Annotated in this window: 10 protein-coding genes; 5 read left to right on the plus strand and 5 right to left on the minus strand. The window is 32.1% G+C overall.

Going from position 1 to position 13,478, the window contains the following annotated elements; genetic code table 11:
* Positions 1-15 precede the first annotated feature (15 nt).
* Together Anndu_RS11955 and Anndu_RS11960 are read right to left on the minus strand one after the other, a co-directional pair.
* Positions 16-1,035 (minus strand): vitamin K epoxide reductase family protein, encoded by a 1,020-nt coding sequence (locus Anndu_RS11955; RefSeq protein ID WP_464101420.1) that lies wholly within the window; start codon positions 1,033-1,035, stop codon positions 16-18.
* A 96-nt stretch (positions 1,036-1,131) separates the two neighbouring features.
* Complete coding sequence (locus Anndu_RS11960; RefSeq protein ID WP_464101421.1) at positions 1,132-2,400, minus strand: protein kinase domain-containing protein; 1,269 nt, start codon at positions 2,398-2,400, stop codon at positions 1,132-1,134.
* Between the two features lie 277 nt (positions 2,401-2,677).
* Here Anndu_RS11960 and Anndu_RS11965 point away from each other — a divergent pair, with 277 nt between their 5' ends.
* From Anndu_RS11965 to Anndu_RS11980, 4 genes are all read left to right on the plus strand, one after another.
* Positions 2,678-3,340 carry a DUF3120 domain-containing protein gene (locus tag Anndu_RS11965; RefSeq protein WP_464104087.1) on the plus strand — a complete coding sequence of 221 codons (663 nt, stop codon included), beginning with the start codon at positions 2,678-2,680 and terminating at the stop codon, positions 3,338-3,340.
* Positions 3,341-3,624: 284 nt separating this feature from the next.
* A complete protein-coding gene (gcvT, locus tag Anndu_RS11970) occupies positions 3,625-4,758 on the plus strand; it encodes a glycine cleavage system aminomethyltransferase GcvT (RefSeq protein WP_464101422.1) in 1,134 nt (377 codons plus the stop codon).
* A gap of 326 nt (positions 4,759-5,084) precedes the next feature.
* Positions 5,085-5,570 carry an allophycocyanin gene (locus tag Anndu_RS11975; RefSeq protein ID WP_464101423.1) on the plus strand — a complete coding sequence of 162 codons (486 nt, stop codon included), beginning with the start codon at positions 5,085-5,087 and terminating at the stop codon, positions 5,568-5,570.
* A gap of 125 nt (positions 5,571-5,695) precedes the next feature.
* Positions 5,696-6,178 carry a hypothetical protein gene (locus Anndu_RS11980; RefSeq protein ID WP_464101424.1) on the plus strand — a complete coding sequence of 161 codons (483 nt, stop codon included), beginning with the start codon at positions 5,696-5,698 and terminating at the stop codon, positions 6,176-6,178.
* A 120-nt stretch (positions 6,179-6,298) separates the two neighbouring features.
* On the opposite strand, the gene Anndu_RS11985 is transcribed toward Anndu_RS11980, so the two are convergent.
* The 3 genes from Anndu_RS11985 to Anndu_RS11995 all read right to left on the minus strand — a co-directional run bounded on the left by Anndu_RS11985 (position 6,299) and on the right by Anndu_RS11995 (position 9,569).
* Positions 6,299-7,237 (minus strand): ParA family protein, encoded by a 939-nt coding sequence (locus tag Anndu_RS11985; RefSeq protein ID WP_464101425.1) that lies wholly within the window; start codon positions 7,235-7,237, stop codon positions 6,299-6,301.
* A gap of 146 nt (positions 7,238-7,383) precedes the next feature.
* Complete coding sequence (locus Anndu_RS11990) at positions 7,384-8,607, minus strand: hypothetical protein (RefSeq protein ID WP_464101426.1); 1,224 nt, start codon at positions 8,605-8,607, stop codon at positions 7,384-7,386.
* 227 nt (positions 8,608-8,834) lie between these two features.
* Positions 8,835-9,569, minus strand: coding sequence for an ABC transporter ATP-binding protein (locus Anndu_RS11995; protein ID WP_464101427.1), 735 nt, complete (start codon positions 9,567-9,569; stop codon positions 8,835-8,837).
* A gap of 179 nt (positions 9,570-9,748) precedes the next feature.
* Here Anndu_RS11995 and Anndu_RS12000 point away from each other — a divergent pair, with 179 nt between their 5' ends.
* Positions 9,749-13,315 carry a CHAT domain-containing protein gene (locus tag Anndu_RS12000; RefSeq protein ID WP_464101428.1) on the plus strand — a complete coding sequence of 1,189 codons (3,567 nt, stop codon included), beginning with the start codon at positions 9,749-9,751 and terminating at the stop codon, positions 13,313-13,315.
* Positions 13,316-13,478 lie beyond the last annotated feature (163 nt).

The raw sequence follows: 13,478 nt of genomic DNA on the forward strand, positions 1-13,478 counted from the left end.
AGCAGAATTAACTAATTATCTAAATTTATATTTAAAATTGGTAGAGCCTGTATAATTGGAAAGATTGGCTAATTTTTGTAAAGTCTGCACCCCGCTTTCTATTTTACCGTTAATTTCCCAAGCCGGATAACCTTCAATTCCGGCGGCTTTACATAGATCCGGTTGGGGGTTGACTCCCTGTGGCGCACATTCAATATATTTAATTTTAGCAAAAGCTTCTTTCCCAAAAAGTTCTTTTTGCTCATAACAATGGGGACACCAAAATGCTCCATACATTTTAATTCCTGAATTGCTTAAATGCTCTGCTAAGGCTATTTCGGCCGCCGATGAAGTGGTGGTGATCTCCCAACCATGAGGGGCTACGGGTTCAGTCGTGGGTTCGGGAATTTGTAAAGGTTCTCCGGTAAATTCTGTTATATTTCTATTATTAGTAGTATTTTCCAAACTAACATTCGCATATACTCCTAAAGTTCCTACTAAAGTAATAACTGCCACAATTAAACCTGTAAAAAACATTTCCCCTAAGTCTTCCCAGTCTTTGCCAAAAATCGTAAAAATTAACAAGCTCGTAGAAGAAATTGCGGAAGTTATACAATAATAACAGGGTTCTGTTAATTTTAATTCGGGAATTAAAATAGTAAATAAAATATACATTAAATAAGCACTAAAAACCGTCATGGCCGTAGAACCAATTAACAATAATAACCATGTCCATTTTTCTACTTCACCTCTTTTTTTGCGGTTCGTTTCTTGATTAATAAATAGGGGAATTATTGCAAAAATTAACATTGCAATGTAGGCGATTAAGCCATATAAACTAAGGGGTAAACCGAAAATTTCAGCATAAGGACTTTCTAAAACTCCTTTACAAGGAGAGCCAACATTTGGGATTTCTGATGCTTTACAAATTACTTCTCCACCTAACAATTTAGTGGTGGTGAGATAGCCTGTATTAATAATACCTAATCCGGCGATCGCCGCAATAATTTGACGTGACCAACGATGATTCCAAGGAATAGAACGTTTACGAATCATAGAAATAAGTTAAATAATTAATAATTTTGGTACATTGTTTTTGCTGAAGATCGATCTTAACCTGTTTTCTTGATTTTGAGTAATCAAAAGGGCTGATCAAGATAATTTTTTAAATAAATTATTGATAATTATTGATAATTTTTTTAAAATCGGTATTTTTTCAGCTTTTTGAATTTCAGTGATTTCTTCTTGAATTTCTTGATTTTTCGTCTTTTGTTTTGAGGTTTTATTAATTAAATTATTGTTTAAATCTTGATTGTGAGTTTGATTTTTTCCTTGTGCTACCTGTGATAATTTATTATAAGCATAATAAGCATTTAATAAATCTGCATTATATTCGGGTGAATTTATATTGTGATGAATTGCATACTGAGGCTGTTTAGCCGGAATATTTTGAGATTGGAGGTAAATCCACTGATTATTAAAATTATTTTGCGTTAACTGTGTGATTATAGTTTGATTATTCCTTTGATTAACCTCTAAATCTTCAAGGACTTCAGAAGCACTACTATAGCGTTTTGTTAAATCAGAATGGATCATTTTATCTAAAATATCAGCAAATTGGGGACTAATTTCAGTTTTTTCTCGCCAATTAATTATATTTTTATCATTGTTATCCTGTAATTCTGAAGGACGATGACCCGTTAATAAAAATAAACAAGTCATGCCCAAAGAATAAATATCACTAGCATAAACGGACTTTAATAATAATTGTTCAGGGGCGCAAAAACCCAAAGTACCGATAAAATGTTGAGTCAGAGATTGATCTAAATTATGATCATTAAGGTGTAATTCTTCCTTTACTGAGCCAAAATCAATTAAAACTAAACGCCCATCATCGGCCGCTAAAATAATATTTTGAGGTTTAATATCACGATGAATAACTCCCCTTGCATGGATATAACTTAAAACGGGTAACATACTTTTAAGAGTGCGTTTCACAAATTCTTCCGGTTGCACTCCATAGCGTTTAACAATTTTGGAAAGGGTATAACCTTTGATAAATTCTTGTACCAGATAAAATTCTTCATCAATCACAAAATAATCTAATAAAAGGGGGATTTGAGAATGATGTCCTAATAAAGAAAGGATTTTAGCCTCTTTTCTAAATCTAGTTTTGGCACGGTGAAAAGCATCGGGCAGACTGCCTAAAGGTAAACATAACTGTTTGATCACACATAAAGGGGATCCCGGTAATACCACATTACACCCCAAAAATGTGACCCCAAAACCACCACGCCCCAATAATTGGCGAATGTGGTAGCGCTCTTGAAATAATTGTTTTTTCCCACAAAGGCGACCTAAACGAGTATGTTCAAGAATTTCTTGATAAGACAAGAAAGATTTAGGGGATGAGGTAGTCATAGTGATTATTGATCATTTTAACATTAGTTTAACTAAAATTCTATTTTAAATAAATACAATAATATCTTATTTATTCTAATCAAATTATTTTAAGTAGACTTGTTGAGATAATCTTAAAATTTTAACTTTAATCTTTCTGAATTTGAGAGATGTGGTATCTTAAAGTAATGTAAAGATAAGTAACGAATATTAAAGAATTTTGTTTAATTTACTCATTTTTTTTCAATCTCCTAGTGTGAGAAGTGATCAAACTGCTGACACTAACTTATTTTCTTTAGTGGAGCGTTTGTACCGTTGGTTAACTTTAGAACAACGGGGGTTAATGTTTGGGGCGGCCTGTTTTTTAGTATCAGTGCCTGTGTTTATTCAAGCCCCTTTAGTGAGGTTAAATCCTTGGTTAACTTTGATTTTAACATTTTTTTGGGTAGCTTGGGCATGGCAATTATGCCAAAAGCCCCAAACTCAAGTCTGGGGAGACTTACTTTTTGGTTTTAGTTGGAGTTGGTTGGCCGGCTCTATTTATTGGGGATGGTTTCGTTGGGAGCCTTTATACCATCTCCCGATCGAGGCGATCGGTCTACCTTTTGCCCTTTATGGTTTGAAAAAAGGGAAATTAATGATCGGTAATTTATTTTATTTAGGCTCATTATTTGGCACAATTGTTACCGATATTTATTTTTATTTAACTGATTTAATTCCCTATTGGCGCGAATTAATGTTAGTTGATGCCAACTTAGCCAAACCCATTTTTCAACAAGCTTTAACTCAAATGCAGTCTCTGTGGGGGATCTGTTGGGCGATCGTCTTAGTTAATCTTTTATTAGCCTGTGGTTTGATCGCTTTACAGGGGAAAAGAAATTATTGGTTTGCTTGTGGGGGGGCGGTTTTAAGTACCCTCTTTGTTGATAGTTTATTTTGGGTGGCCGCTAGTTTAGCCTAGTTATCGCCTGAAGGTTAATTAAATTTTAATTTAATTAATTGTCGTAATTTTTGTTAGTTTGAATCAAGTTTTAATGCAATTATATTTATATTTTATTGAGTAAAAATTTAACATTAATTTACTATCATTTTTAGATTATAATTTTAATTGACCTCACCCCCCAAGCCCTAACCCTAAAGGGTTAGGCTATATAAACAAAGTCTGCGTGGGCAGACTTTGTTCTTGTAGCAGAAGGCTGAAGCCTTCTGTGTCGTCTCTTTTAATTATTAATTATTAAAATTATTATGGCAAAAATAACTAACACTGAAACTTTAAAACGTACCCCTTTATATGAACTTTCCGTAGCGGAAAAAGCCCGATTTACTCCTTTTGCAGGGTGGGAAATGGCCGTACAATATGAAGGTTTAAAACCTGAACATGAAACTGTTAGAAATAGTGTGGGAATGTTTGATATTTCCCACATGGGAAAATTTAAACTTAAGGGTAAAAATTTAAAGGATCAATTACAATCTTTAATCCCTTCTGATCTAGCTAAAATTACCGCAGGACAAGCTCAATATAGTGTTTTATTAAATGAAAATGGAGGCATTATTGATGATATTATTTTCTATGATCAAGGTATTAATAATAATGGGGAAGAAGAAGGAATTTTAATTGTTAATGCTTCCACTAAAGATAAAGATCAAAAATGGTTACTCAGCCATTTAGATCATAATGTAATTAATTTTCAAGATTTATCTGATGATCAAGTTTTAATTGCAGTTCAAGGCTCACAATCTTCACAGATAATTCAATCTTTAATTACCGATAATCTAAATAATTTAAAAGCTTTTTCCCATTTAACTACTACTTTATTTGATCAACCCGCTTTTATTGCCCGTACAGGCTATACAGGGGAAGATGGTTTTGAAATTATGACCGATGCCCAAACTGGTCAAAAATTGTGGCGATCGCTGAGGGAAAAAGGGGTTAAACCTTGCGGTTTAGGGGCGAGGGATACCTTACGCCTAGAGGCGGCCATGTGTCTTTATGGTCAAGAAATTAATGAGGAAATAACCCCTTTAGAGGCCGGTTTAAAATGGATAGTACATTTGGACGCTAAAGGGGATTTTATTGGTCGTCAAGCCCTAGAAACCCAAATCAGAGAGGGTTTAAATAGAGTTTTAGTAGGCTTAAAAATGGAGGGACGACATATCGCTAGACATGATTATTCTGTGTTATCTGAGGGTAAGGTCATAGGAAAAGTAACGAGTGGGACATTTTCCCCAACCCTTGATTATGCGATCGCACTGGCTTATGTGCCGAAAGAATTGAGTAAAATTGGGCAAAAATTAGAGATTGAAATAAGAGGAAAACTTTATCCGGCCACGGTAGTTAAAAAACCTTTTTATAAGTCTAAAACTCGGCTGAAAAAATAAAAGAGATTTTCTTGGTTTTTAAAAGTTGGGGATTTAACAAATCCCCGACTTTTGTTATCTTAATATTTAGTTGGTGGTGGTGTATGTAACAATATGTTAAAAAATTAAAGATAATCAGTTTACCCAAAGACACAAAGCTTTACACTCAATGAGATAAGATCCATATTTAAGCATAGGTTGAGAGTTTTAAAGGGTGTTTTTTTGTGACACTTAGCGATCGCCTATTGTTACAAGATACGGTGTACATTTAAAATTAGTGTGAACAGCCCAAGATTAAAAGTAAATCAATTTTAATCTGTGGGGATTTTATTTAACCAAAAGATAAAATGAGCATAGTTAGCCAAGTCATTCTCAAAGCGGATGATGAATTACGTTATCCTAGTAGTGGAGAACTTCAAGGTATTGAAAGTTTTTTAATCACAGGAGCGCAACGGATCCGCATCGCTGAGACTTTAGCAGATAACGAAAAGAAAATTGTAGATCAAGCCAGTAAACAATTATTCAGACAACATCCTGAATATAGAACTGCTGGTGGTAATGCGGCGGGAACTCGTGAATATAATCAATGTTTACGGGATTATAGCTGGTATTTACGTCTGGTGACTTATGGCATTTTAGCCGGAGATAAAGAGCCAATTGAAAAAATTGGTTTAATTGGTGTCAAGGAAATGTACAATTCTCTTGGTGTTCCTGTTCCGGGTATGGTAGATGCGATCGTTGCTTTAAAAGATGCGGCTCTGCCTTTACTTAGCACAGAAGATGCCCAAGAAACAGCACCTTATTTTGATTTCATGATTCAATCTTTATCTTAATTTTCAAGTTTTTTATTGGAAATTTACATTCAGTCACTAGCTTTGTTAAAATTATTTTAATTAAGTTAGTGACTGTTTGTATTTTTAGTTATTTGTTATCCATTATCTATTATCTATTAATTAATGTGTTAATAAAGTTAAAAAAAATACCTTGGTTAGCCATTGGTTTATTAATCTCAACTTATAGTTTATTTGGTAAGATTTATAGTCAATCTATTCCTAACTGGGTTGAATCTTTCCTCGAAACAACTGCATTTTTTGATCTTCATATCAGTGAAACTATTTTGTTGATTATTTTAAAAATAATCGGTTTTGTTTTAGTTTTATTTATTGCTTTTATTTTAACTAAGCCTTCTGCTTTATTAAATTTTTTATTTGGTAGTTGGTTAACATCAGATACTAAAGCTTTACTTGCTATTTTAGCATTTGCATTGGCGGCGGTTTTAATTGGTTGTTGGTTAAAACAATTTATTCATATTTTAGTTTTAGTTTCTTCTGCTATTCTATTACGTTTTGAAATGCAAAGAGCAGGTTATCGTCAAAGTCAAAGAACTTTATTATTAGCTATTTTATCTTTAATTTCTTTTACAATTGGATTAATTATTTAATTAATTATTGCTACCAAATCTTAATTATTAATTATCAAAATTAACGGTTAAAATCTTCAACTTAACCCCAAACCCCTCTCCCTATGAGAGGAGCTTCAAGTAAGTTTTTGTGATCAAATTTTATTCTAAAGTTTTCAGATCGATCGCCTGATTTTCTAACTTTTTAGCGGCTTCAGTTTGTTGAACTTTCTCTAAAACTTCCTCCGTTAACTTGAGAAAAGCCCTTGCTCCTGCTGTGGCAGGATGGGATAAAACCACAGGCATAAAAGTATCTAAAGCCTTAGAAACATTAATATCCATTGGTATTTTTTGCTGGAATAATTCAGTGGGTTTAAAATCATTTTGTACCCTTTTTATTACTTGTTTATAATAGTTTCCTAATAAAGTATTACCTGATAAAATAAAAACAATTCCTAGTAATTGAATTGATAAAGGATTACTAAATTTATGATTTTCCCTTAACTGTTTAATTCTTCTTTGTAAAAGCTGAATACCTATCACAGACAGAGGTTCAGGCCGTGAAGGTAATAAATAAAAATCACTGGCGGCCAATCCACTGCGAGTAGTTAAATTATAGCCGGGTGCGCAATCCATAATAATAAAATCATATTGATCTAAGATCGGACTTAAAATATTTTTAACTAAAACTCTTTCAAAATCATTCCAAACTTTTTCAAATTCAATATTATCTTGTTTTATTGCACTTTGATGGAGCATTTCAGAAACTAAATATTCATCATAAAGTTCAATATCCCCTGGTAATAAATCTAAACCATTTAAGTTACAAATATAAGTTTTTACAACATCATTAATATCTAAAGTTTTTTGATTAGGTTTAATTTGATTATTAATTAAAGAACTAATCGTGCGTTTTTCTTTTCTTAGTTTAGCAAAATCTTGAGGAGGCATTAAACTCAATGTCGCACTAATTTGTGCGTCTAGATCCACCACTAAAACTCGTTTTTTATGATTTTTAACTAAAGAAGCGGCCAAGTTGACGGTGAGAGTTGTTTTCCCCACACCACCTTTCATATTGACTGTACTAATAATAATTGCCATTAAGGTTAATCCTAAAAATTTAAAATTATTTTGATATTAAATTGATTTTAGCAAAAAATCAAGAATTTAAAAAAAACTAAATAATTATTTTGTCTAATGCTAAATATTCAAAAGAATATAATTTAAAGACAGATTATTAAACATAATTAAGGATGGGGAATTATTTGATCGATGGTTAAAAAACCTTGCCCCGGCCCATAATACCAAAAAATACGCCATGCACTGGGGGTATGTTGTTCGACATAAGACTCGAACACTTTTTCCCCTTTTGCCCCTGAAAACTCCGCATATTCATGGGTTTGTAAACTGTGATGGCGCAAATTTGAAGTCATTGTGCTTAAAGTTTTGAGAACTTTTTTATATTTTTTCTGATCATTTTTGGCTAAATGAAATAATTGAGATCGAGCTTGGGGAGAAAAAGCTAATAAAAATTCTTCTTCTGTTTCTTCTAAATTTTCTTGAGTTAATTGTAATGTTAGAGGTTGTTTTTTTATTTTATTTAAAGTAATTTGTAAATGGTAAAGCTCCTCTTTTGTTGATAATAATTGTAAACTTAATTCTTGATTTTCTTCTAATAAATTATTATTTTCTTTTTCTAAAAGTTGATTTTCTTCTAATACATATTGTTCAAATTCTCTTGCTTCTTGTCTAACTTGTTCTAGTTCGGCATTTTTGGCCGCAATGATCGTTTGCAATGCCTTTTTATTATCGTTAACATCCTCTAATGTTTCTTGAATTTGATTAATTTCTTTAATTAAATTATCAATTTTTTGTTTAAAAATTTCCTGTTGCTCTTGTAATTTAACTATTTTTTGATTAGAAAATTGACTATTTCTTTTTTGGCGATATAAAAAAGTTTCTAACCCTAACCATGTGGTGAAACCCCCTGTTATAAAAAAAGCAGTTTTCCATTGATTTAAGCCGATTTCTTCCGGTTTAATTTGAGCAGTTTCCACATTAGGTAATTGATCAAGGGTATAAATTCGCCCCTCAATTATTGGCGGCTCATTAGGATTATTTTGCTCACTAGAATGGATTAATTGGTAAGGATAATTACTTAAATTAGCACTTAACCAATCTTGGGAAATATTACTTAAAGAATCACCAATATAAAGTAATTTTTCCTCTGGACAAATTGGCGTTAAACTGTTACAATTAGTAATCACAAGATGGGAATTTTGGTTAAATTTTAAACTAGAAAAATGATCAGTTACATTTTGATTTGATAAATTTCTAGCTTGAGTAGAAATTCTCGGATTATTCCAGTTAACAAAAGTAGACATCAAAAAAGCCACAGAGCCAATTAAGGTGAATCGGCTGAAACTGCGCAAAATTTTATGATTCCAAAGATAGGAGATAAGTCGCCTCATAATTTTACACCTCATCAGATGATGTAATGCTCGATCGCACCCCTAAATTAGTCGTGGCAAGGTTAACGCTTTTCTGATTTGTTATTAGTTATTCGTTAGTATAAACAAGGCTTTAGCACTTTTTTAAAAACTAATTAATTTGCTCCAACCTATTTAGGATTGCTCTATGTCTACCATAACCAAAATTTTAGAAATTTAGTAATTGAATAATTAATATTTTTTTTAATTTAATCTTTTTGCAAAACATTGCCATCTTTAAACCAAATAATGCGCTCCGTTAAACTTGCCACATCAGGCTCATGTGTCACCATTACCACCGTAATTCCACTATCATGTAATTCTTGAAAAATCCCCATTACTTCCGCCGTAGTTTGTGAGTCTAATGCGCCTGTTGGCTCATCTGCTAATAATAATAATGGTTGATTGACAATGGCTCGCGCGATCGCTACCCGTTGCTGTTGCCCTCCAGAAAGCTGATTAGGCTTATTTTTGAGTCGATCTTTTAAGCCAATTTTAATTAAAGCGGCCTCTGCCCTTTCTTTTCTTTCAGAGGGTGGGATTCCTCCATAAATCATCGGTAACATCACATTTTCTAAGGCCGTCATCTGAGGCAAAAGGTGAAATTGTTGGAAAACAAAACCGATTTTTTGATTGCGAATTTTGGCCAATTCCTGATCCGATAATTGGGAGACATTGATCCCATCTAAATAATATTCTCCCGATGAAGGCCGATCCAAACAACCAATTATATTCATCATGGTGGATTTTCCAGAGCCAGAAGTCCCCATAATTGAACAATACTCACCTTGATTAATCATTAAATTCACATAATTAAGGGCAATTACCTGAGATTCATTTTTTCCATAAATTTTGGTAATGTTTTCAATCTTAATTAAAGGTAATATTTCAGGGTGATTATCATTATGATTAGATGGATTTAAAGTCACTAAAGAATTATCCATATCTGGTTTTTAAGATTACACAACAATTTGACTCAAAAAGAAACACATTTAACTAGAATTGATTTATACTAGCTAAGTATAATTAAAGATAAAACAATGTTAGGGGGAGTAAAATCTCCCTTAAATTTAGTGTAAAATTAACTTTGTTTCATATTATTTCTGATTTTAATTGTTTAATTATGATTAAATTATCTTATGTTAGTACCCTTGCATTTAGTTCTATTTTATTTACAACTATTGTTAATGCCCAACCTATTATATCAAATAATGATCACAATAGTACAGGTACAATTATCAATCAAAATGGTAATATTTTTAATATCAATGGGGGAACTTTATCTGGAGATGGCACAAATTTATTCCATAGTTTAGCCCAATTTAATTTAACCTCTGGACAAATCGCCAATTTTATTTCTCAGCCAAACATTAATAATATTTTAACAAGAATTACCGGAGGCAATGCCTCAATTATTGATGGTTTAATTCAAGTTACAGGTGGCAATTCCAATTTATATTTGATCAATCCGGCTGGATTAATTTTTGGTTCAAATTTTAGTTTAAATGTTCCGGCCGATTTTACGGCAACTACCGCCACTGGCATGGGTTTTGATCAGAATTGGTTTAATGCTTTTGGTGAAAATAATTATCAAAATTTAAACGGAAATCCTACAAATTTTGCTTTTAATTTAAGTAATAATGGAACAATTATCAATGCGGGAAATATTGAAGTTTTGGCAGAAAATAATATTAATATAATTGCAGGTAATACTATTAATACAGGTACAATTAAAGCCCCTCAAGGTAATATTAATATAGCCTCGGTTGCAGGTTCAAAAGTGATAACATTAACCCCTGAAGGCTCTTTATTAAGTTTAGAATTAGATCTAGGCAAAACTAACTTAAATCTTACTGATTTAACACCCTTAGATTTACCTCAATTATTAACAGGAACTGGAGTTAATACGGGCTTAGAAATCAATCAAAATGGTCAAGTTGTTTTAAGTTCAACTAATCAGATTATTCCTAGTGAACAGGGAACAACTATTATTTCAGGTTTAATTGATACTTCTAGTAATAATAACGGTGGAAATATTAACATTTTAGGAGATAAAATCGGTTTATTAAATACAGAAATTAATGCGAATGGAAATAATAATGGCGGTACAATTTTAATCGGTGGAGATTATCAAGGTCAAGGTGTTATTCCTAATGCCAATTATACATTTGTTGATCAAAATACAACCATTAATGCTAATAGTTTAGTAACAGGAAATGGCGGTAAAGTCATTATTTGGTCTGATCAAAATACTGCCTTTTATGGTGAAATAAATGCTCAAGGTGGGAGTATTTTTGGTGATGGTGGTTTTGTGGAAGTTAGTGGTAAAAATAATTTAATTTTTCAGGGAAATGTTAACACTTCTGCTGTTAATGGTAACACAGGAACATTACTTTTAGATCCTACCAATATTATTGTTGTGTCTGGAAGTGTTATAGATACAGCCGATCCAGTTTTTGATGATTTTTATTGGTCGTGGGATGAAAATATAGGTGATCAATTTATCGGCGTTGATGATATTAATACTCTATTAAATGCTAATGATTTAATATTAGAAGCAAGTGATAATATTTTTTGGAATAGTGATTTTGATTATACTGGTACAGTTGATCGAACTTTAATTTTATTAGCCGGAAATTTAATTGAAATAAATAATAGTATTTTTGCCATCAATGGCTTATTAAATTTAGATTTAATAGCTAGTTCTATTAATATTAATGCGAATGTTAGTACCCAAGGAGGTTATATTAATTTAACAGCAAATAATGGCGATATTAATATTGCATCTGGTCTAACTTTATATACAGGAATACCAACTTTTCTTGATGGTGGAAATATTAATTTAACGGCTAGTAATGCGATAATTATTAATAGTGGAACTGAACTTAATACGGAAAGTGGAATAGGGGGATTTCTTAATATTACAGGAGATGTTACTCAAGATGGTATTTTAACTTTAGGTGCAGGAAATCTTACTCTTCAAGGGGCTGAAATGTTTATTGAGCAACCAATTGATGATGACCTTAGTAATTATGATGACCTTAGTAATTATGATGACCTTAGTAATTATGATGACCTTAGTAATTATGATGACCTTAGTAATTATGATGACTTTAGTAATTATGATTATTTTAGCAATTATGATTATTTTAGCACTTATGATTATTTTAGCACTTATGATGACTTTAGTAATTATGGTGACTTTAGTAATTATGGTGACTTTAGTGAGCAATCTTCAGATCAATCTTCAGATCAATCTTCAGATCAATCTTCAGATCAATCACCCGATCAATCTGATGAAGAAGTTGAAACAAATAAAGACAGTGAATCAGTTTACTATGCTGATAATTCAGAGTTATTTACAGGAAATAAATTAGCAGAAGTTAAAGAAGTTGAAAACAATATAAAAGGACAAATCAGTAGTTATTTAGGGCAAAATATTCCATCTCAAACAACAATTTCTCCTGAAGATCGTCTCAGACAAATTGAAGAAATAACGGGAATTAAACCAGCTTTAGTATATGTTCATTTTGTGCCTCAAAATGAATCCGATTCCGATAATAATAATTTAATTTGGCAATTTCCTACTAATAATTCTAATCGTATAAATATTCGTACTGAAGAAGAAAAGGCTACCGATCAATTAGAAATAATTGTTGTTACTTCATCGGGCAATGTGGTTAAACAAAAAATAGGCGATTATACTCGTAAAGATATAAATAGTATCGTGAATGAATTTCGAGGAAAAATAACTGATGTAAGACGCAAAACTGCTTATCTTAATTCAGCCAAACAACTTTATAAATTGTTAATTGAACCAATTGAAAATCAATTAACAAAAGAAGAAATTAATAATCTTAGTTTTATTATGGATCAAGGTTTAAGAACTGTACCTATCGCCGCTTTATATGATGGAAAAACCAATCAATTTTTAATCGAAAAATATAGCTTAGGAATGATGCCAAGTTATGCTTTAACTAATACTGAATATGTCAATTTGAACGATCGACCTATTTTAGCAATGGGAGCGGAAAAATTTGAAAATCTGAATAATGAACAATCTCCTTTACCTGCCGTACCACTTGAATTATCCTTAATTACACAACAAATTTGGCAAGGGGAAGGAGAATCATTTTTAAATGAAAATTTTACCATTGATAATTTACAAAAATTAAGAGAAAGTAGAGCTAATTATGGCATTGTACATTTAGCAACTCACGGTGAATTTAGTTCAGGGAATGCTGATAATTCCTATATTCAATTTTGGGATGATAAGTTAGCTCTTAATGAACTCGAAAAACTAAGTTTAAATGATCCTCCCGTTGAATTATTAGTTTTATCCGCTTGTCGCACGGCGGTGGGGGATAAATCCGCAGAATTGGGTTTTGCTGGCCTTGCGATCGCCGCCGGAGTAAAATCGGCTTTAGGCAGTTTATGGTATGTGTCAGATGAGGGTACATTAGCACTAATGAGTAGTTTTTATCAAAAATTAAAAGATTACCCCGTAAAATCTGAGGCTCTCAGACAAGCCCAAATAGATTTAATTAGGGGTAATACTCGCTATGAAAATGGACAATTAATCACAAAATTAGGAGCAATCCCTTTACCTGAAAGTTTAAGTCAACAAGTTCCCGATCTCTCCCATCCCTATTATTGGAGTGCTTTTACCATGATCGGCAATCCTTGGTAATTAATAATTGATAATTGATACAGCACTTTGCCGATCGCTGTGGTACACTTCATCAGTTTGAAAGCTAGTCTTTATAAGGATAACAAACTAGCTGATAGCTCATAGCTGATAGCTAAATGCTGTAATATAATTAACGAATCACAAATGACTAATGACTAATGAC

The sequence above is a fragment of the Annamia dubia NIES-4383 genome (assembly GCF_055394725.1).

Excerpts from the sequence above, each read along its gene's own strand:
- Anndu_RS11995 (WP_464101427.1), bottom strand. The coding sequence starts at position 9,569 with ATGGATAATTCTTTAGTGACTTTAAATCCATCTAATCATAATGATAAT.
- Anndu_RS11975 (WP_464101423.1), top strand. The coding sequence starts at position 5,085 with ATGAGCATAGTTAGCCAAGTCATTCTCAAAGCGGATGATGAATTACGT.
- Anndu_RS12000 (WP_464101428.1), top strand. The coding sequence starts at position 9,749 with ATGATTAAATTATCTTATGTTAGTACCCTTGCATTTAGTTCTATTTTA.
- gcvT (WP_464101422.1), top strand. The coding sequence starts at position 3,625 with ATGGCAAAAATAACTAACACTGAAACTTTAAAACGTACCCCTTTATAT.
- Anndu_RS11955 (WP_464101420.1), bottom strand. The coding sequence starts at position 1,035 with ATGATTCGTAAACGTTCTATTCCTTGGAATCATCGTTGGTCACGTCAA.
- Anndu_RS11960 (WP_464101421.1), bottom strand. The coding sequence starts at position 2,400 with ATGACTACCTCATCCCCTAAATCTTTCTTGTCTTATCAAGAAATTCTT.
- Anndu_RS11990 (WP_464101426.1), bottom strand. The coding sequence starts at position 8,607 with ATGAGGCGACTTATCTCCTATCTTTGGAATCATAAAATTTTGCGCAGT.
- Anndu_RS11985 (WP_464101425.1), bottom strand. The coding sequence starts at position 7,237 with ATGGCAATTATTATTAGTACAGTCAATATGAAAGGTGGTGTGGGGAAA.